Raw genomic sequence first — 19,096 nt, forward strand, 5'->3', positions numbered from 1 at the left:
CAGTTGTTGTACTGTAATAGCAATCGACATTTTGGTGTTAAACAAAACGTAAAATCTATAATATTATCATATAATTAGATTGAATTTGGTGGCTTTTGCTACATAATTCCGTAATTTCCATAGCCAAAGGGTAAGCCGCTAACCCACAAAAACGTAGCTTCTAAATCTTGGTTGCAATTGTAGATGTAAATCTACTCAGTAAAAAGCCGACCAAGATATGCAATGTCAATTGGATATTAACGCAAGATAGGCATCGGTCGGCGTCGAGTTCAACAACATCGTTGTGCTCTCGGACCAGTCCTACCAAACAGAGTTCGAACGCGACCGCGGCACGGGATAATGGGATCTATGGTTTCGCTCTTTTCAAGGCCCCCATACTGTCTGCTTCCCGGGATTGGCTGGGACTATTCAAAAACCGCTTTGAAGGCGCAAAGCAGCCGTTAAATGCATTGATCACGAATAGCCTGTTCTGGCGCACAGCGGCCATCACATCGACGCGAGTGCTTAAACTCCTGAACCGTCGAGGTGCTTCGTGTCCTCGCCTTCCCAAGGTGGGGCATAGTACGATCCAGATTGGCAGAGGGCATCGGCAAGCACTTCGCCTAAATCAATCTCCATCCGGGATCTCCACTTTCGAACGATGATTTCCATTTCTGCTTTGCCAATACATTAGTAGATACTGACTGTGCGCGATAAACTGTTTACCTTGTGCCAGGACTGATACCCAAAGGTCGGGTAATATATTCCCGGCTTACTCATTTACGGCCGTCGGTACGATGCAATCTAACTGCGGCAAATCTAAACGCGTCAGTCGGGTTTGCATTGCAGCAACGCTAAGCCATCCATGCCATTCTAGAATTCGGACCCGAAGATGACGTGAGTTGGTGGACTGATCATCTGATAAGCACTCAATTTTTATGGTTTAATCATTCAGCTTTTGCGTAACCTTTAGTCACCAGACAGATTAAAGATACTTTGAATGAAAGATGGGAACCGATGATTTTTGACTAGCGTACTGAATGCTATTGCCTGGCTGCAACATTCTCAAATCGGATGATGGGGTACACACACAATCCGATCTACGAAACGGTTGTGGGTGGTGCCTAAAAGATGCCTGGAGAACTCAACGGTGGCAAAGCTTGTTTCGCTAATTGTGCTTATATGGGCTCCGGTCGTTCTCGCGGCGGTTATCGCATTTGGCTTGCTGCGGAGACGGAGTTTAAAAAAGCGCCGCACACAAGCACCCGCTCCGAAGAAGCCGGAAAATAAATGACAACCGCTTTCGTCCTCCAAAAGTGGAAAGAGGGGCACCAAGCACGGCAAGTGCTGAGACAGGAATAATGCCTTGATCAGAACCAGCGGCCGAACCCGTAGTTTCCTATATTCACCTCAGGAAGTTCTCGCGCACGGTACTCGTGCCGCCACGACTCCTTGATTTATTAGTCCACCGCATTACCGACGATAGGGCACGCCATGCATGCCCGGCGCCGCGCTTGCAGCCATGAATCTGGCTCCGTACCCACCAACGTTTTTTACACAAGGTGGCCGGCCGGCACTCCGTGCTCAAGATTATCACAAAGGTTGCGACCCTACTGCCGAGCGTCAGATTTTCAGGCGAAGCCGAGCTTCAAACACTATAAGCCAGAAGTTCCTGCTGGTGTTTAGCGGTTGAAGAGTATTCGATGCTTCATCGCAACAAATGCGGGCAAATAATGCCTTTGGGTTTGGCCGCCAAGTTCTGGCGCTATGCTTTGCCGTCGGTCGCGTATAAGTGATCCTGTCGGCTCAGTACTCTCCACAATGTAATTTTTTGCGCGCGTCATGTAACCGTTACGTACTGTGCGAAATCAGCTGTATGTGCTCGAACATTCTTAATCGGCATTGTTCTTTTATCAGCTTTACGAGAGGTGACGATAATGAACGTTCCATATCCTCAAGTCTCAGTGCGAAGATCCGCCACTTCTGAGTGTGCATTTGCTGAGGCAAAGACACCACGCGGCATGGGTTACGGTCCTGCATCGGGCAGAAATCCTGATGCATACGGGGAGGTTCCGGCTCATCGGGATACACAGCCAGCCACCCATACCGAAGCCCACAGCGCGGCAATTTCCGTATTTGAATTGAATGTTGACAAGCTGCCTGAAGAATCTCGGTTCGATGCTTGGCGTCGCAACTTTGCTCCCATGGTTGAGCTAACAGGGGTGGACAATGATCCAGCTCCTTTCGTTGGAAAGCAGAGAATGTGGGATCTGGGTCCCATCGCCCTTACCCATATCAAAACGAACGAGCTGAACTTTGCGAGCGTTCGTGGCCATACACGGCGCGACCCACTTGACCATTGGGCCGTGACCCTCGTGCTTAGAGGAACCACCGAAACGTCGATCTCCTCCCGGTCCTTCCGCGGAGGTGCGGGAGTTGTACAGGTCCATCCTCTTGGCGGGTCCTTCGAGGGATCCGTTACTGACAGCGAAATGCTGATCTTGTTCGTTCCGCGTGACTTCTGCCAGGAGGTGGCGCGTGTGCTGGGCGCGATAGAGTTCTCGACGATCGACACGGGCATGGGCCAGTTGTTATCAGATTTCCTGCTTGGTCTTGCGAAAAGGCTTGCGAACCTCGAGGTCACCGATCTGGGTAATCTCGCGGCTGCGACCAAGGCTATGATTCTTGCATGTGCGTCACCGACTGCTGACCGCATTCAAGAAGCGGAAGAACCCATTTCGATGGTGCTTCTGCAGAGGGCACGACGCCTTTTGCAGCGCAAACTATTTGATGCTGATTTCCGCATCGACGGCGTTGCCCGCGAACTTGGTGTCTCGCGCACACGGCTATATAGGTTGTTCGAACCCTATGGCGGTGTCGCCCATTACCTGCAGCGCCGACGTCTCATTGACGCGCATGCAGTCCTTGCGGATCCTTGCGATCAACGTCGGATCGTAGATATCGCCGAACAGCGCTGCTTTACCGACGGCGCAGAGTTTAGTCGGGCATTCAGACGCGAGTTCGGCTACACACCGAGCGATGTTAGGACCGGTATCCATGGCGGTCTGCCGAATCGGCCCGCCACCGATCTCGCCGCGAACAAACCGGAAGAGCGATTTGGCCTGCTCTTGCGCAAACTTCACGGATAACGCCAGCGTAGTGCCTAGATTGACCGCATCCGGATTTTGGGACGCTCGGCCTAAAGGCGGGATTCCCTACCTAATAACTCATAACCTGAATGTGCTATAGCCCCCAGTATCAATCGTCAAATGCGATGAACCTGCATGCTTGCGGACACCAGCGTAGGTAAGGGAGGATTTTGCTATGAAACGCAGGACTTTTCTCACGGGGAGCGCTACCTCGGTGGCGGCACTATCAGCGCAACCAGTACTAGCCCACTATAACCCTCCGTTAAATGATCCACCATCGCCTAGTGAATTTGCAGCAACAGCTGCTCGTTTACGCGCCCAATTCATGAAAGATTTTGACCCAGCCTATATCGAGAACGTGATCGTTCCGCATTTCCTGGTGAGCGTTTTTGAGGGTGAGCGGTCGTTTCTTCCGATGATTGATCTTGCACTCACGAAGGAGAACGCTCTTCCCAACGATTTATGGGGTCTTCTCAGCCCGACATGGAGGCCCGCGCCGGAAGATGGCGTGACAGTATTTCTTCAAGGATTGGAGAAGCGAGGACCGGATAACCGTCGCAAGAGGATTTACATGTCGGCGGTAACGCCAGATCTCTATCGTGAAAAGTATGGCGGCAAGGTTACAGCGTTTTTTGACCAGTTAATGTCCGAAGCCAATGCGGGACGGCCGCTGATGCGCGTCTACCTGAATTCGTTTTGGGATCTGTACTGGGATTTGCATCTGGGCGTCTCGGGTGACGAGATACCGGAGCGTGTCCGTCAAATAGGCGAGAGTTTCAACACGGTTCTCGCTTACCGAGACCCAACGACGCGCATCGTCTACGAAAATTATATGATCGTGCGATCCCATCTCGACTTCTTGAAATCATGGATCGATGAAAAGCTCGCCGATATCACGTCAGGAAAGACCACAGATCCGGAAAAGACGTTTGCGTGGTACTGGATCAAGAACGGCGAAGAGAGCGCGTATTTCAATCACAAGGACGTGGTGTTCGAATGCTTTCACAACTTCGTGGCATTCAGTCAGTGGGGCAATACCATTTACAATATCATGCTCCGTCTGGCCAATGGTGTGGGTGACCCGGATATCAAGGCTTCTTTCAAGCAAACCATGGAGGGTGATCCGGACAACGCAGACGGTGCCCCATTCACGCCTCTCGAGGCATTCGTCATGGAGTTGTTCCGGCTGATTTCGCCAAATGGCGGCAGCATTTCTGCGCTTGGAGAAACACAAACGCCACAATTCGACCGACACGGTTACATCATCAGTCCCCACACCTCGACGAGCGTGGACCCCGTGCACTGGACGAACCCCAAAAAATTTGATCCTTCACGATATAAGGATGCTCCTACGAGCGCCGATATCGATGAAGCCAAAGCCAAGCAGATCGGTTTTGCCAAATGCCCATTCGACTTGACATCGTTCGATGTGAAAGACGGTCGCAAGGCTGCGCTGCACAACAGTGGGTTCGGTACTGTTTTCGGTGTCGCTGACGGTAAGCAGCTCCCCGTCTGCGACTATGCAGGCTTTGCGCCTTTTGGCTTTGGTTATCGTCGCTGTCCGGGCGAGCAATTGACCATTCAAGCCTTTGAAGATTTTCTGCGAAAGGTTTCGAAAGACAAGATCGAGTTCATGAAACTCAATATTGCCAACCCTGAGCCGCTGCCGATCGGGCCAACAACGGTGATTGGTGATGATATCGGTTTTGCACGCGTCGTATAGCTGCAACAAACTGATGGTCCGGGAGGCATCGTGAACAGACGAACTTTCTTGTCGACCCTGATTGGCGCGGTCACTTTTGCGGCGATTACCAAATCGTTGCCAGTTCTAGCCTTGCCGATGGCGGACGTCGAACCGATAACCTCCGATTCGGAGCAAGATGAAAGCGCGAAGGGTCACGCCCCTGATGGCACGCCTGTCGAACTAGCGCAGCGACGCAGTTCTTCGCGGCGTTATAGCAACTCGCGGCGTCGGCAGAATCGCAGGCACCATCGCCGTACTAGACGGCGGCGTGTTTGCCGGACATATCGCGATGTCTGGGGGCGGAGACGCCGTCGCTGTCGTTGGGTCTATTCTCGGCGATGACAGGTGAGGCAACGGTGTGGGAGCCGCGTCCCACGCATGCGAGGGAGGAATGGAACTTTTGGCCAATGATGTCATCACCTTGGAGCGTGCGACGGGCGCTGAAAATGGCACGTTGTGATTGGCTGCGTAGTCTCGCTGGCACCATCCATCCGTTAACGTAGCACCTCGACTTCGGCGTAATGCACACAGTCTACAAAGCATAATCTGGAGGTTTGGCCAAATGTGACTGGCGTCTGGTTCTGGCGCAACGGCGACCTCAGCGTGGTCGTCTGCAATGTCTGCTTTCAGGTGGTGGCAAAACTGACCTCAACGGCCGACATGAGGGGGCATAGCAGCCGTTCGATTGGCTCCCTTGCGGTCTAGAATGAAGTATCGACCTGGATTGTACTCTTTTAAACTACAATCAAAAAAGCCTGAATTTGCCTATTATCGGCATTTTCAAAGGAAGGGTTGCTGGCAGCTTCTGCAATTGAACAGGCCGCGAAAAGATTTCAGTGGGGTCGTGGGTTAGATACTTCTCAATGCGAGGCAAATGCGGTGTCCCTGGCTGCCATATCGGTGTAGCTTTTTGTCAAACGATTCTCCGATTTGATCTGTATCCATGGAAACTTCGCTCTATCTGCCGGTAAAAAGCTTTCTTGAAAAGGCAGGTTACGTCGTCAAGGGCGAGGTTGGCGGCTGCGATCTTGTCGGCCTCAGTAATGACGATCCGCCGGTTGTCGTGGTCGCCGAGCTAAAATTGAGTTTCAATCTGGAGCTCATTTTGCAGGCGGTCGACCGGTCGACCATTTCAAACGAGGTCTGGATCGCTGCCCGGATATCGTCCAGCGGCAGAGGTCGTCAAGCCGACAAACGCTACCGCAACCTCTGCCGCAGGCTTGGCGTTGGTATGCTGGGCATTTCCGATGCCGGCGAGGTCAGCGTCATCGTTAATTCCATATCACCAATGCCGCGGACCGATCCAAAGCGGCGTTCGCGGCTTATGCGCGAACACCAGAAACGACGCGGAGATCCGGTGCCTGGTGGTAGTACCCGCACGCCAATTATGACGGCATATCGGCAGCAGGCGCTTGCCTGTGCGGCAACTCTGACGGCAGGACCGCTGCGAGTGCGTGATATGAGAACCAACGTACCGGACGCGGGCAAGATATTGCTTTCAAATGTTTATGGCTGGTTTGAGCGCCTCGATAGGGGCGTCTATGCGTTGACAGAAGCTGGCCGCATCGCGCTGCAGCGATGGCCGCAGCCGGATGTGCAGGGCGCCAGTAACCCTGGCATTTGAGCGTTGGTTGTTCATTCCGAATGTGCGTTAGAGAAGATCGCGCCTCGCCCTATGCATCGTTTGTGCCGGATCTGCCGCCGCTCCGTGCTTCGAAAATCGCATAATGCCTCATTTGGAACTGCAGGTTGTGGGTCACAGTTTCGCCATTGGGTCAGGCGGACTGTCTGGATGCCAGCCACGCCGTCCTTGTCGACTCGAACACAAAGTTGTTGCCGCATGGACAGCTACGGTTGGCGATTTGTCCACATTGGGAAAGACGCTCTTCGGATTGATGGAAGACCAAAGCCGACCGTGGACCTGTTTATCGTCTATTATGCAATCAACAGCAGCTTGCCGGTTGTGGCCCGGCTTTCCATGTCGGTATGCGCCCGAGCGGCTTCAGCAAGCGCATAGACGCCGCCGATCTTCAACGTCAGCGAACCGTCTTCGATCCAGCCAAAAAGCCGCTGCACGCGGGCGCGAAAGAGTTCGGGCGTGTGGATGTGGTCGAAAAAGATCGCGTAGCCGATCTTGATGCTTTTGGGCAGGCTCATGATGTCCAATGGACCGGGGCCACCGAGCACCGGCCCGTACCAGCAGAACGTACCGGAGCGGCGGAGCGAATCAAGTGAGCCCTGGAACGTTTTGGGGCCCGAACCGTCATAGACAACATTAACGCCTTCCCCCCCGGTCAGGTGGAGGACGTCCTCTGCGAACTGTCCCCCGGTATCGACGACGACGTGATCGGCACCAGCTTCCTTTGCTGCCGCGATCTTGTCTTCCGACGAGACGCGTCCAATCACGCGTCCGCCCCTCAACTTTATGATCTGGGTCAGTAGAAGGCCTAACCCACCGGCAGCCGCATGAACGAGAGCGATGTCCTCCGGCTGCACAGGATAGAAGTCGGTGGCAAAGTGACTAGCGGTCAGACCCTGCATCATGACTGATGCGGCCGTACGATCGTCGATGGCGTCGGGAATTTTAACAAGTGAATCTGCCAAAATGGAATGGCGCTGGGCATAGCTTCCGGGTGCGTAGACCCAGGCAACCCGATCTCCGACTGCAAAACCGTCGACCCCATTGCCGACGGATAACACGCGCCCCGCGCCTTCAACGCCGAGAATTTTCGGATTCGGCATCTCAGTCCACGCCATGCCTTGGCGCACCCCAATGTCCATGAAGTTCACACCGGCGGCGGCGACTTCGACGACGGCATGTCCCGGCATCACCACCGGATCTGGGCGATCGACGAATTCCATCACGTCGGTGCCTCCGACTTTTTTCATAACCACGGCTTTCATAACTTCTCCTTTTCTTGACTGATTGTTCCAAAATTGGCCAAAATTTTTAGCTAGTCAATCGCGCGAAGCGCCAGGCGTCCGAGGGATTTCAACTGCTTCCGGCTTGCGCCGCTGCGTGCGGCGATGCGGATGCCCGCGACGCTAGCAAAAAGGAAATCTGCCATCTCGTCGGAGGACAACGTTCCGCTTATATCGCCCGCGGCTCGAGCCTCGTCCAAGCGCTGGCGCGTGGCGTGCATCAGACGTCGGTCCGCGGTTTGATAAATGTGTGTGAGTTCTGCACGGCTTTGGCCGAACTCGCAAATGGAACTGATGCCGAGGCAGGCTTGCTCCGCTGTTTCTACCACGCGGTCCATCATCGCCTGGATACTATCGACTGCGCGCGGTTCCTTGCGCAGCATTACGAGGTGTGCATTGGTTTCTTCTGTCGAATAGCGCTCCACGGCGAGGCAGTAAAGCTTCCACTTGTCGCCGAAAGTGTCATAGAGGCTCTGCCTCCCGATCTTCATGGCGCGCACAAGCATGTCCGTGGATGTGCCGTGGAAGCCATGCTCGCGAAACACGCCGATTGCCGCGTCCAGCGCCATTTCTTTATCGAATTCCTTAGTCCGTGCCATACCGCTATCTAGGAATAATGGAACGATCTGTCAAGAATGACTCTGTGAAGTAGATTAGTCCGGCATGGAAACGCCCCATGGCCCATCATCAGGCAAGCAGAAGGACAGCATCACGATGCTGCCCTTCTGGGATGGTTCGCGCCGAGAGGCCAGCTATTTGCCAACGGCTGCGCTTTCAATCAGCCGCGCAACAGGTTCTGGATTTGGGACCATCACCACATGCGAAGCACCCTTGACGATGACGGTATGGTGCGAATGCGCCCGCTCTGCCATGAATGCCAGCGACTGCGGCGGTATATTCTTGTCTTTGTCGCCGTAGACGAACCACGAGGAAATATGTTTCCAGGCTGGATCGCCCGATGCCTCATTCAGGGCGGCTTCTGTAACCGGCCGCTGTGTTGTGGCCATTAGTTTGGCATCGGCCTGGGGGACGTCCGCTGCAAACTGATCGTGGAACTTGTCCTGCTGTATGTAGAGATCGGTCCCACCGCCAGAGAGCTTGACGGGCGGCGCGAGTGTCGGACCGAGCGTGCTCCCCGGAAACTTACCTGTCAAGCCAACGGCGGTTTCGCCCGCTTCCGGCGCAAACGCGCTGACACAGACCAAGGCTTTCACGTTGTCATGGCCGTTTGCCGCCGAGCTGACGACGCTGCCGCCATAGGAATGGCCGACCAAAACAACCGTGGATTTTACACTGGACACGATGTTGCCGATGTACTCCGCATCGCTCGCGACGCCGCGCAGAGGATTGGCGGCTGCCACTATCGGATAGCCGTCTTTCTCTAGTATTTTGATGACGCCGCTCCAGCTTGACGCATCGGCGAATGCCCCGTGCACGAGGACGATTGTGGGTTTTTCAGGCTGCTGTGCATGCACTTGCAAATCGCTCAATAGGACGCCCGCCATCGCGAGTGCCGCCAATAACTTGTCCATCCGGATTTTCCTTTCTGACATTTTTTACAGGGTCGTTTCAGTTTACTGACGCTCAAGTCGGTGATGTATCAGACTTGGGCCCGCGGATAGTCGGTGGATACACTAAGGGTCCGCCAGCGTTCCAGTTCTTCCAGCTTCGCCCGATCAGCCTGCTGGATGACAGCCAAAGCATCGCTTCCGAGCGGCAGCCGCAACGGCGGCTTATCCATTGCGGCGACCCCAAGTATGACTTGGGCGGCGCGTGAAGGATCGCCCGGCTGTCTTCCGTTTAATTGACGCTGCACGCTCGCCGCTTGACCGACGACCGCCTCATATTCGGGCCGACCTTCACGCAGTTCCGTCGAGGACCCAGCGAAATCAGTGCGGAAACCTCCGGGCTCAATGATGGTGACCTTGACGCCGATGAGCGCCATCTCCCGGGCGAGAACTTCGGAGAAGCCCTCTACACCCCATTTGGCAGCGGAGTAGGGTGCACGGCCCGGAGCACCGATCCGGCCACCCACTGACGAGAATTGAATGATATGACCTGCACGCTGCTCCCGCATCAAAGGGATAGCGGCCTTGGTGACGATAATGGTTCCGAACAAGTTTGTTTCGATCTGTCTGCGAAAATCATCAAGGTCGGTATCTTCGACAGAATTAATGTTGCCGTATCCGGCATTGTTCACGAGGACATCGATCCCGCCGAAATTATCGCCGGCAACGCGCATGGCCTCGTTAGCGGCGATTGGATCTGTCACATCAAGCGCGACAGTTCTAACCGCATCTCCATAGCGCTCCTCAAGATCACTCAGCAATGCGGGTTCCCGCGCGCTGGCGACGAGACGATGACCGGCGTTGAGCACGGCCTCTGACAGGGCTCGGCCGATACCGCGCGAGCTGCCAGTTATGAACCACCGTTGCGACATGAATCCTTCTCCTCAGGTAAAAGCTCAACTTGACTAGGGTGCAAACCGCGTAAAGACGAAGTCGTGATCTTTTACGCGGGCCTCATGGCAGGTGAAGCACGTTTCATGCTGGGCTGCGTCGACAGGCTTGCCGTTCACAAATCGGCCAAATCCCCAGCCGCCGGTGGTGGGGTATTTCTTCGAGTCCTTGACCATAATCTGGACAGTCGTCGCGGCGCCGGGAATGGAGGCTGGTTCGAATTCGGGCGACTGAACATGTTTCCAGGCGAGCTTCGTCAGGATGGTTCCGTCGGGGAAAGGAAGTTTTCCCTCGCGATACGCATTCACCGCAACCGTGTTCCCGAGGACCGCCCGAAGCTCATTGAGAGGTTCGCCTTCCTGGGCGGGCGCGATCAACTCCCAATGCCGATAACCTTCGGGAATGGTGACGCCGTAGATCGGCGACGCTGCCCGCGCATTGGGATCGCCGTCGGCGGCGGCCGCAATTGCCGCGATTCCTGATCCCGCTGCGACGGCAAGAAACACCAGATGACCAGCTTTCATGGCGCACGCTCCTCAAAACCGTCGACGTCGATGATAGCCTCGGCGAACGCGCGAGGCGCTTCTTGAGGCAGGTTGTGGCCGATGCCGGCCTTTATCACGCGGTGTGCATACTTGCCGGAAAACTTCTTGGAATAGGTGCCGGCGTCGGGATGGGGTGCCCCGTTGGCGTCGCCCTCGAGGGTTATGGTTGGCACCGTAATGATTGGACCTTGGGCCAGGCGCTTTTCAAGATCGTCATACTTGGATTCGCCTTCAGCCAGGCCGAGCCGCCAGCGATAATTGTGAATTACGATCGCGACATGATCCGGATTGTCAAAGGCGGCAGCGCTGCGGTCAAAGACGGCATCGTCGAACTTCCACTGCGGCGATGCAAGCCGCCAGATAAGCTTGGCAAAATCCCGCGTGTATTTCTCGTAACCGGCCCTGCCGCGCTCGGTGGCAAAGTAGAACTGATACCACCATGCGAGTTCGGCTTCGGGCGGCAGTGGCATCTTGTTGGCTTCCTGGCTCCCGATGAGATAACCACTGGCGGAGACCATGGCCTTGCAGCGCTCGGGCCAAAGCGCCGCCACGATGTTGGCCGTCCGTGCGCCCCAATCGTAGCCGCCGATCACCGCTTTTTTAATCGCGAGTGCATCCATCAGCGCGATGACATCGGCCGCGATCACCGCTTGCTGGCCGTTCCGGACCGTTTCAGCCGATAGAAAATGTGTGGTGCCGTGGCCGCGCAAGTGCGGGACGATGACCCGATACCCGGCCGACGCCAGGATTGGAACGACATCGACGTAGCTGTGGATGTCGTATGGCCAGCCGTGCAAAAGAATGACCGGAGATCCGTCGGCGGGACCTTCTTCGGCATATCCCACGTTCAAATCGCCGGCCTCGATCTGTTTCAGCGAGCGGAAAGTTGTGCGCGGCGCAGGAACGGTAGCTGAGAGCTTTGGCGGTGTCTTCTCTGCCTGGGCGTTTGCAGTCCCGGTGATAGCGAGTTCGGCAACGGCAAAAGCTGCGGCCGCTGTTCCAAAAAAGCGGCGGCGAGTGTGATCGATAGGTTCAGGGGTTTTTCTGGTGGCCATATCAGGATTTCCTTCAAGTATGCATTAGGCTTGATTGGGGGTAATTTTGACCAGATTGATTGCGACATCGATCTTGCCACGCGTAGCCTTGGAATACGGGCAAGTCTGATGGGCGGCATTCAGCAAGGCGCGGGCGACGTCGTCCTCGACGCCAGGCAGGCTGACGTTCAGGCGGACACAGAGAAAATATGCGCCGGCCGAGACATTCAAATCCACCTCGGCGTCAATTGCCAGGTCTGCCGGAAGTGCGACGTTCGTTCGCTTGGCTTCAATCTGAATCGCCCCTTCGAAACAAGCCGACCAGCCGGCGGCAAACAGCTGTTCGGGATTGGTGCCGCTGCCTGGGATGCCGGGAACCGAAAACCTGATGTCGAGTCGGCCGTCAGAACTGCGGGACTTGCCGTGTTTACGCCCGCCGGTGGTGCGGACTTTGGCGGTATAGAGCAATGTCTCATGCCGGCTCATCATATGATTTCCTCACAGATACCAGTCATCAGCGCAGCGACCTGAACGCGTTTCGCACCTCTTGGGTGAAGAGCTGTGGCTGCTCCCAAGCGGCAAAATGACCGCCGTCTTCGACTTCATTGAAATAGACCAGGTTATGGTAACACCGCTCAGCCCACGTCCGCGGCGCGCAATAAATCTCTCCAGGAAAGACGCTCACGGCCACGGGCATCGTCGCGATGTCGACGGCGTTGAAATTATTGGAATGGTCTTCCCAATAGATTTGCGCCGCAGAGGCTCCGGTACCCGTCAGCCAATAAAGCGAGATATCATCGAGCATTTCGTCGCGGGTCAAAACCTTCTCCGGATCCCCGTCGCTGTAGGGCCATGTCGCGAACTTCTCATAGATCCATGCAGCGAGGCCGGCGGGTGAATCCACCAGCGAATAACCGATTGTCTGCGGCCGCGTTACCATCATGGCCGCATAGCCGGAGCTGTCTTTGTAAAAGGTATCAAGCGCCTTGAAAGCCGCTTTTTCCTTTTCGCTCAGATTATCTGGAGCCGGTCCACCTGCAGTAAGGATGGACGCAATCTCTTTCGGGACAGTCCCGGGCATATTGACGTGAATGCCGATCAGGCCCGGTACATTCTGCAGCGCCATGCGGTGCGAGATGACGGAGCCGCAGTCACCGCCCTGTGACACGTAGCGGTCATATCCCAACCGCTGCATGAGCGTCGCCCATGCACGACCGATATGGTCGGAGCCCCAACCCGTCGTAGTTGGTTTTCCGGAGAATCCGAAGCCGGGGATCGAGGGCACGACAAGATGGAACGCGTCGTCGGCGCTGCCGCCATGCGCTGTTGGGTCAGTGAGTGGCCCGATCACCTTAATCATCTCCAGGATCGACCCGGGCCAGCCGTGCGTCATGATCATCGGCAGGGCGTTCTCGTGGGGGGAACGGACGTGGATGAAGTGAATGTCGAGGCCATCGATTTCGGTCATGAACATTGGGAGTGCGTTGAGCTTCGCCTCAACCTTGCGCCAGTCGTAATCCGTCGCCCAGTGGTGCAGCAGCTCCTGAAGCTTGGCGAGTTGCACGCCCTGGGACTGGTCGATAACGGTCTCCCGGGCAGGTAAGCGTGTCATCACCAGTCGCTGGCGCAGATCGGCAAGCGCTTGGTCCGGAACGTCGACCCGGAAAGGACGGATCGCATCGCCCTTGACCGCTGCGCGCACGCGCGCCGGAAGTATGCTCAGGGCCCCCGCGGCGGCAGAGCCGATCAGAAAATGACGCCTCGTCGGCAATAATGATGTTACGGGCATGACGATACTCCTCGAAAAAAGCGACTTCTGTGGGCACATTTAGATTGAGACCCCAGGAAACGCCCGTTATGCGCTGTTATGTTCTGTTAGCTGCCGCGAGCAGCAGCATTCCAGATGATCCTGAATTGCGACGCTTTGGCGCGGATGTCGTGTTGAACCATGTTCGGATAAGTTGTTGGCTGCGAGGAATGGCATGAGAGACGAGACGGTGACGAGCGGAGATGAAATAGTATTTGGCCCATTCGTCCTGGCCCCAAGGAAACGGCTCCTGTCGAGCGAAGGGGCCCCGGTCGAGCTTGGCGCGCGAGCCCTCGATATCTTGATCGCTCTGACCTCCATGCCCAACCAGATTATCAGTAAAAAAGACCTGTTAGCCCGCGCATGGCCCGACGTCACGGTGGAGGAAGGGAGCCTGCGGTTTCATATGGCAAACCTGCGCAAAGCGCTGGCTGACGGAAAGGAGGGTGCCCGGTATATCGCAACCCTGACAGGACGCGGCTACTGTTTCGTTGCACCTATTTCGCGTCCAAGCGACCAGAGCGCAATACGCGGTGAGCGTCGCGCTGATTTTACTCATGCCAACTTACCAAGCCGATTAATACGAATGGTGGGGCGGGATGATGTGACGTGTACCCTGTCCGCTCAACTGCTGGCTACGCGTTTTGTCACAATACTGGGCGCTGGCGGCGTCGGCAAAACCACGGTTGCGGTGGCCTTGGGGCATGATTTAATCGAAGCCTTTGCGGGTGCTGTCCAATTTATTGATCTTGGCGCGCTCAGCGACCCACGTCTGGTGGCGACGACGATCGCTTCCATATTGGGGCTGTCGGTGCAGTCTGATGACGCGATACCGGGTTTATGTTCCTATCTGGCAGACAAGCGGATCCTGCTTATTCTCGATACCTGCGAACATGTCATAGAGGCAGCAGCTGCGTTGGCCTCACGCATCTACACGGCTGCGCCGCAGGTTCACATTTTGGCAACCAGTCGTGAAGCTCTGAGAGTCGAAGGGGAGCACGTCCACAAATTGACCACGCTCGCCTGCCCACCGGACGATCCGCGGCTCACCACAGCCGTTGCCGAAACCTTCGCTGCAACGCAGTTGTTTATGGAGAGGGCGAATTCCAGCGGTGCGCAGCTCGAGCTTCGCGACGCGGAGGCAGCAGTCGTGGCAAGTATCTGTCGGAAGCTCGATGGGGTGCCGCTGGCGATTGAACTAGCCGCTGCGCGGGTCGGCGGCCTTGGACTCGAAAGAACGGCCGCGCTGCTCGATCATCGCCTGACATTGTCGTGGCAGGGACAGCGGACCGCACCTCAACGCCAGCAAACCTTACAGGCCGCGATCGACTGGAGTTATCAGCTCCTCTCGCAAACGGAGCGTACGGTGCTTCACCGCCTTGCCGTGTTCGTTGGACATTTTACGATCGAGGCTGCCCTGGCGGTCGTTAGAAGTCCGAGCATCGATCAAACGCTGGTTTTTGGCATCATCGATAGCCTTGTGGCCAAGTCGATGGTCGCGACCGCGCCGGTCGGGGCTACTATGCGGTACCGCCTGCTGGACACAACGCGAACCTACGCCCTCGAAACGGGCACTAACGAAGATGAACTTTCTGACTTGGCGGAACGTCACGCGACCTACTACCTTGGATGGCTGGAGGAAACCGGTGCCGAGTGGCCGACTTTGAGGAGCGCATCACATCGGGCGCTTTATCTGGCGGGTCTCGCCAATGTGCGGGCAGCACTCGAATCCTGCTTTGACATTGGCGACACTGAAATCGGGGTACGTTTGGCAGTTGCGGCCGCTCCGGTTTTTTTGTCGATGTCTCTGCTGACCGAATGTCATCGCTGGTCAGAGCGGGCACTTCTGGCCCTGGATGGTGGGGTTGGCCACGAACGAGACGCGATGCATCTTCTTGCAGCCTCGGGAGTATCCCTGATGTTCACCCGGGGTGGAAACGACGCTGCGCGCGTTGCCCTGAATCGGAGCTTCGCGATCGCCGAAGAATACGGCGGGCCGCTTGATCAGCTTCAGGTACTCGGTCCGCTTCAGATGTTTCACTTACGCACTGGAGAATTCAAAGCCGCACTGAACTATGCGAAACGCTGCTCGACCGTGGCTGGAGCGCTTGAGGACACGGTGTCTGTTACCCTGGCTCATTCCCTGATGGGGATATCCCTTCATCTTGGCGGACAGTTTGACGCGGCTCACACAGAGCTTGAGTCGGCACTGGTTCCTGGTCCGCTCATTCGACACAACACCACCCTCTATCTTGGCTTCGATAGTAAAGTTCTGGCAGGTGCTATTCTTGCAAGGAACCTGTGGCTGCAAGGTTTTGCCGATCAGGCACTGGAGCGGGTGAACCTGACACTGTCAGAGGCTGCAAACAAGGACCATCCGTTGACGCTATCCATAGCTTTGATATGGGCTGCTTCGTTGTTGCTGTGGACGGGAGACCTCGACGGTGCAGATCAATACATTGATTGGCTCTTGTCTCGAGCCGAACCTCACTCACTCGGACCATATCTTGCTGTCGCACGTGGCTTAAAGGGGGAACTAGCGGTCCGGCGCGGCCACGCAAGGGATGGTATAGGAGCTCTGCAGGAGGCGTTAGAGAAACTCCACACAGCGCCGTATGAACTTCTGACCACCCCCCTCAACATCGCACTCGTTCAGGGCCTTGCTGCCACGAACCGATTTGATGAAGCCTTCTCGCTGATAGACACGACAATCGAATTGGTGGAGTCACGAGGCGATCTTTGCTACATGCCTGAGTTATTGCGCGTGAGGGGCAATCTTTCTCTGACAACTCCGCAAGCCAGCGTGGATGAAGCGGAGCGGTGTTTCCAGTCATCAATCAAACTAAGCCAACGTCAGGGTGCGCGCGCGTGGGAACTGCGTGCCGGAACCGATTTGGCTCAGCTTTACGTTGACCGTGGCCAGACAGACCATGCGCAAGCGTTGTTGCAGCTGTTGTGCGAACAAGTTGTTGATGGTCTCTCCACTGCTGATGTTAGAGCGGCGACCGACCTTTTGGCTACACTGCGCTAAAAGGGAGAACTTCAGGCAACAATCGCTATCGATGCCAGCGACACCTTCTGGCTGGGCATCGCATGGGTGGCCGTGCCATTGACTGGCTGGACCAGGTTCTGTCTGATAACACCGGCAAGGTCAGCCTTGCAATCAGCGATATCGACACTCTGCCGGCGAGCCTTTCGATCTTGGTGCGGGCCGGCGTTGCCAGGGCGCCGGACCTCGGAGTTTGCCTTGCCGCCTTCAAGGGGCGTCGGCAGCTTCAAGGCCGCAGTCGACGATCCCACCCGCTTCAAGAGCTCGCGCACTGTCGGCGCTCACTTCGGGCTGACGCCGCGACGCTTCCAGTCCGGCGAGAAGGACAATCCCGGCCGGATCTCCCATGCCGGCGCCGCCGACGTGCGGGCGACGCTCTATGCAGCCGCCAACGCGATGCTGATGCGGTCGATTGCCTGGAGCAGCCTGAAGGCATGGGGCGTGCGGTTGATGAAGACCAAGGGACGGCGGCGAGCCATCGTCGCCGTCGCCCGCAAAATTGCCGTCGTGCTTCATCGGATGTGGATCGATGGCACAGAGTTCCGGTTCGGATCGGAGGCATCTGCATGATATGACATAGCCTTCGAACTCGATCCTGGCCGGATCGTCCACGCGGACGACGGGATGGATGAAGCCGTTAATGTCTGCTGCGCTTCGAGCGCGTCCCAAAGCGAGGCTCTCCAGACCCTGATCCCATGCATGCATGCAGCGACTCCGAACGCAAGGGAGTCAATAGACTGCGAAGAGAAGCGTGACCCGCGTGAACGACCAGGCTACCGACGATCAGAAAAGAGCTTGACCCAAATGCTCGATTAGAGAAGCGGACCTTCATCCATATGGAAATGGCGGCAGGTAATGCCACCCCTGTCAATGCGACGATGAGCCATCAATCGCTTGCAGATGGCTTTACTCGTAACCGACTGCAATGGTTGAGTCAGAATTGGCAATTGGACTTCCGGCGAGTCCCGGCGGCTCCACGCGACATGTTCGCGACATGGCACTTTTGTCGCTAGTGAAACGCGAATACTTCACTCGCCGCCCACTATTTTTGCGCCCAGGAAAGACCCGCGAATGACATGAAGCGCATCCCCAATGCGAAGCTCACGTGCCGCCTTTATTGTCACGACACTGGAGCAGACGGCCACAGAGAAAACATTTGATTGGAAATGCAGCCCTACGTCCGCAAGGACCCTACACAATGATGCTGACTTTGCAGAAAGGCAATCCTCCCATATCATCACGAAGCATGGGAGATTTAGCTATGAATGAACAATGGCTTGTGGATTCCGAGCGCTATAAGCGAGCCTTAACAGAATGGCAGTCGTCGTCCGGGAACGAGGCCTTCGCCACCTACTTAATGTTGGCAGGAGCGCTGCTGTTTGTTGGAGGTTCGCTATTCGATGTGGGTATAGAGGATGGGCAAAGCCCGGTCGTCGTGGCGATGATAGGCGCAATGGTTGGTATCGGGAGCTCCGTATGGCGCTATACACTGAAAAGAACCTCCCACCGAATTTGGACTGACATGGAGTCCATCCGCAAGCGCTTCGCATCGCGCGGCTACTCTATCCAAGATAACGGGGATTTATCGCCCCTTTAGCGCAATATGTAGTGGAATTCACCACGCTCCCTTGGCCCGAGGAAACCCCGCTGTCATCGCATCCGGTGACGCACTATAAAAATAGCCAGACGGCCACGATAACGGCGATGGCCGCTAAAGGATACATTACGAAGTCGGTTGAAAAGCAAACCAGCTGCCATGGTCGTCATTAAATCTGCAAGCTCTGTTTAAGGGATCGATTGATTCGATCCATGCAAACTCAACAAAAGCATTTCTGTTCCTGAGGGATGTCCGTAATTTCGGATGCGCTGAAAGCTCGAACTCCGGAACGCAAATCACCGAGGTTCCGGCCTCGGTTAGACCCGTCATTTGAAAAAGCAATGCCCCGTTTTATCAGGCCTGCTGGTGAGGGGCCGCCAGCGCTTTCAAACTACTGTCAAAACGGCAGGAGCATATGGACCAAAGGCACATCTCCTCTAATCGGCTCGTTCTCGGCATGGGACAGTCACGACCTCGGCGAGCTTGCAGACTCGCAGGCCTCGATTCATAGTCGACTTGATGTTTTCTGCCTCTTCGAACGCTTCATGATCAGATGTACCAAAAGACCATAACCTTCACGACTGGCCCTGTCGCGAACGTCGACCAGGGTGTCGCAAATGTCATCAATAGCGAGGCGGTTGCTTCGATCCATATGAAATCCCTCCGCTTGGGATATTAATGCTCAAAGGGCCATTCGCGCGGGATGAGGCTCTCGTCCAAGCACAACAAGGGTGCATTCAGACTTTAAGGAATGGTTATGCGCCCGCTGACTGCAAGAGGCTCGGCGGGTGCCGATATCCTTAAGGGGATA

General features: G+C 55.9%; 13 protein-coding genes and 1 pseudogene. 6 read left to right on the plus strand and 8 right to left on the minus strand.

Features of this window, described 5'->3' with window-relative positions; translation table 11 throughout:
• Positions 1 to 2,240 precede the first annotated feature (2,240 nt).
• The 3 genes from PHA01_RS27995 to PHA01_RS28005 all read left to right on the plus strand — a co-directional run bounded on the left by PHA01_RS27995 (position 2,241) and on the right by PHA01_RS28005 (position 6,496).
• Positions 2,241 to 3,128 (plus strand): helix-turn-helix domain-containing protein, encoded by an 888-nt coding sequence (locus PHA01_RS27995; protein ID WP_271899535.1) that lies wholly within the window; start codon positions 2,241 to 2,243, stop codon positions 3,126 to 3,128.
• Between the two features lie 325 nt (positions 3,129 to 3,453).
• On the plus strand, positions 3,454 to 4,851 hold the full coding sequence (locus PHA01_RS28000; protein ID WP_271899536.1) for a cytochrome P450 family protein: 1,398 nt from the start codon (positions 3,454 to 3,456) through the stop codon (positions 4,849 to 4,851).
• A 964-nt stretch (positions 4,852 to 5,815) separates the two neighbouring features.
• Positions 5,816 to 6,496, plus strand: a complete 681-nt coding sequence (locus tag PHA01_RS28005; protein ID WP_271899537.1) for a DUF2161 domain-containing phosphodiesterase — start codon at positions 5,816 to 5,818, stop codon at positions 6,494 to 6,496.
• Positions 6,497 to 6,807: 311 nt separating this feature from the next.
• On the opposite strand, the gene PHA01_RS28010 is transcribed toward PHA01_RS28005, so the two are convergent.
• The 8 genes from PHA01_RS28010 to PHA01_RS28045 form a co-directional block, all read right to left on the minus strand.
• Positions 6,808 to 7,776 carry a quinone oxidoreductase family protein gene (locus PHA01_RS28010; RefSeq protein ID WP_271899538.1) on the minus strand — a complete coding sequence of 323 codons (969 nt, stop codon included), beginning with the start codon at positions 7,774 to 7,776 and terminating at the stop codon, positions 6,808 to 6,810.
• Positions 7,777 to 7,826: 50 nt separating this feature from the next.
• Entirely contained in the window at positions 7,827 to 8,393 is a 567-nt protein-coding gene (locus PHA01_RS28015; RefSeq protein ID WP_271899539.1) for a TetR/AcrR family transcriptional regulator, read from the minus strand.
• A gap of 153 nt (positions 8,394 to 8,546) precedes the next feature.
• Positions 8,547 to 9,326, minus strand: coding sequence for an alpha/beta fold hydrolase (locus PHA01_RS28020; protein WP_271899540.1), 780 nt, complete (start codon positions 9,324 to 9,326; stop codon positions 8,547 to 8,549).
• A gap of 68 nt (positions 9,327 to 9,394) precedes the next feature.
• Positions 9,395 to 10,234 carry an oxidoreductase gene (locus PHA01_RS28025; protein ID WP_271899541.1) on the minus strand — a complete coding sequence of 280 codons (840 nt, stop codon included), beginning with the start codon at positions 10,232 to 10,234 and terminating at the stop codon, positions 9,395 to 9,397.
• 33 nt (positions 10,235 to 10,267) lie between these two features.
• On the minus strand, positions 10,268 to 10,777 hold the full coding sequence (locus PHA01_RS28030) for a cytochrome P460 family protein (protein WP_271899542.1): 510 nt from the start codon (positions 10,775 to 10,777) through the stop codon (positions 10,268 to 10,270).
• Positions 10,774 to 11,853 (minus strand): alpha/beta fold hydrolase, encoded by a 1,080-nt coding sequence (locus PHA01_RS28035; protein WP_271899543.1) that lies wholly within the window; start codon positions 11,851 to 11,853, stop codon positions 10,774 to 10,776. The genes PHA01_RS28030 and PHA01_RS28035 overlap by 4 nt, the downstream gene beginning before the upstream one ends.
• 24 nt (positions 11,854 to 11,877) lie before the next feature.
• On the minus strand, positions 11,878 to 12,318 hold the full coding sequence (locus PHA01_RS28040) for an organic hydroperoxide resistance protein (protein WP_271899564.1): 441 nt from the start codon (positions 12,316 to 12,318) through the stop codon (positions 11,878 to 11,880).
• Between the two features lie 28 nt (positions 12,319 to 12,346).
• The gene (locus PHA01_RS28045; RefSeq protein ID WP_271899544.1) at positions 12,347 to 13,621 is read right to left on the minus strand and encodes an epoxide hydrolase family protein; all 1,275 of its coding nucleotides are present in this window, start codon (positions 13,619 to 13,621) and stop codon (positions 12,347 to 12,349) included.
• A 193-nt stretch (positions 13,622 to 13,814) separates the two neighbouring features.
• Between PHA01_RS28045 and PHA01_RS28050 the strand changes: the two genes are divergently transcribed.
• The 3 genes and pseudogenes from PHA01_RS28050 (at position 13,815) to PHA01_RS28060 (ending at position 18,285) form a co-directional block, all read left to right on the plus strand.
• A complete protein-coding gene (locus PHA01_RS28050; RefSeq protein ID WP_271899545.1) occupies positions 13,815 to 16,670 on the plus strand; it encodes an ATP-binding protein in 2,856 nt (951 codons plus the stop codon).
• Between the two features lie 240 nt (positions 16,671 to 16,910).
• A pseudogene (locus PHA01_RS28055) lies at positions 16,911 to 17,258 on the plus strand (transposase); the annotation flags it as partial.
• Between the two features lie 628 nt (positions 17,259 to 17,886).
• A complete protein-coding gene (locus tag PHA01_RS28060; RefSeq protein WP_271899546.1) occupies positions 17,887 to 18,285 on the plus strand; it encodes a hypothetical protein in 399 nt (132 codons plus the stop codon).
• The last annotated feature ends 811 nt before the right edge of the window (positions 18,286 to 19,096 follow it).

The sequence above is a fragment of the Candidatus Phyllobacterium onerii genome (genome assembly GCF_028331445.1).
Lineage (GTDB): Bacteria > Pseudomonadota > Alphaproteobacteria > Rhizobiales > Rhizobiaceae > Phyllobacterium > Phyllobacterium onerii.

What these genes read in the sequence shown, in the direction of transcription:
- PHA01_RS27995 (WP_271899535.1), top strand. Translation starts at nt 2,241, where the DNA reads ATGTGGGATCTGGGTCCCATCGCCCTTACCCATATCAAAACGAACGAG.
- PHA01_RS28000 (WP_271899536.1), top strand. Translation starts at nt 3,454, where the DNA reads ATGAAAGATTTTGACCCAGCCTATATCGAGAACGTGATCGTTCCGCAT.
- PHA01_RS28005 (WP_271899537.1), top strand. Translation starts at nt 5,816, where the DNA reads ATGGAAACTTCGCTCTATCTGCCGGTAAAAAGCTTTCTTGAAAAGGCA.
- PHA01_RS28010 (WP_271899538.1), bottom strand. Translation starts at nt 7,776, where the DNA reads ATGAAAGCCGTGGTTATGAAAAAAGTCGGAGGCACCGACGTGATGGAA.
- PHA01_RS28015 (WP_271899539.1), bottom strand. Translation starts at nt 8,393, where the DNA reads ATGGCACGGACTAAGGAATTCGATAAAGAAATGGCGCTGGACGCGGCA.
- PHA01_RS28020 (WP_271899540.1), bottom strand. Translation starts at nt 9,326, where the DNA reads ATGGACAAGTTATTGGCGGCACTCGCGATGGCGGGCGTCCTATTGAGC.
- PHA01_RS28025 (WP_271899541.1), bottom strand. Translation starts at nt 10,234, where the DNA reads ATGTCGCAACGGTGGTTCATAACTGGCAGCTCGCGCGGTATCGGCCGA.
- PHA01_RS28030 (WP_271899542.1), bottom strand. Translation starts at nt 10,777, where the DNA reads ATGAAAGCTGGTCATCTGGTGTTTCTTGCCGTCGCAGCGGGATCAGGA.
- PHA01_RS28035 (WP_271899543.1), bottom strand. Translation starts at nt 11,853, where the DNA reads ATGGCCACCAGAAAAACCCCTGAACCTATCGATCACACTCGCCGCCGC.
- PHA01_RS28040 (WP_271899564.1), bottom strand. Translation starts at nt 12,318, where the DNA reads ATGAGCCGGCATGAGACATTGCTCTATACCGCCAAAGTCCGCACCACC.
- PHA01_RS28045 (WP_271899544.1), bottom strand. Translation starts at nt 13,621, where the DNA reads ATGCCCGTAACATCATTATTGCCGACGAGGCGTCATTTTCTGATCGGC.
- PHA01_RS28050 (WP_271899545.1), top strand. Translation starts at nt 13,815, where the DNA reads ATGAGAGACGAGACGGTGACGAGCGGAGATGAAATAGTATTTGGCCCA.
- PHA01_RS28060 (WP_271899546.1), top strand. Translation starts at nt 17,887, where the DNA reads ATGATGCTGACTTTGCAGAAAGGCAATCCTCCCATATCATCACGAAGC.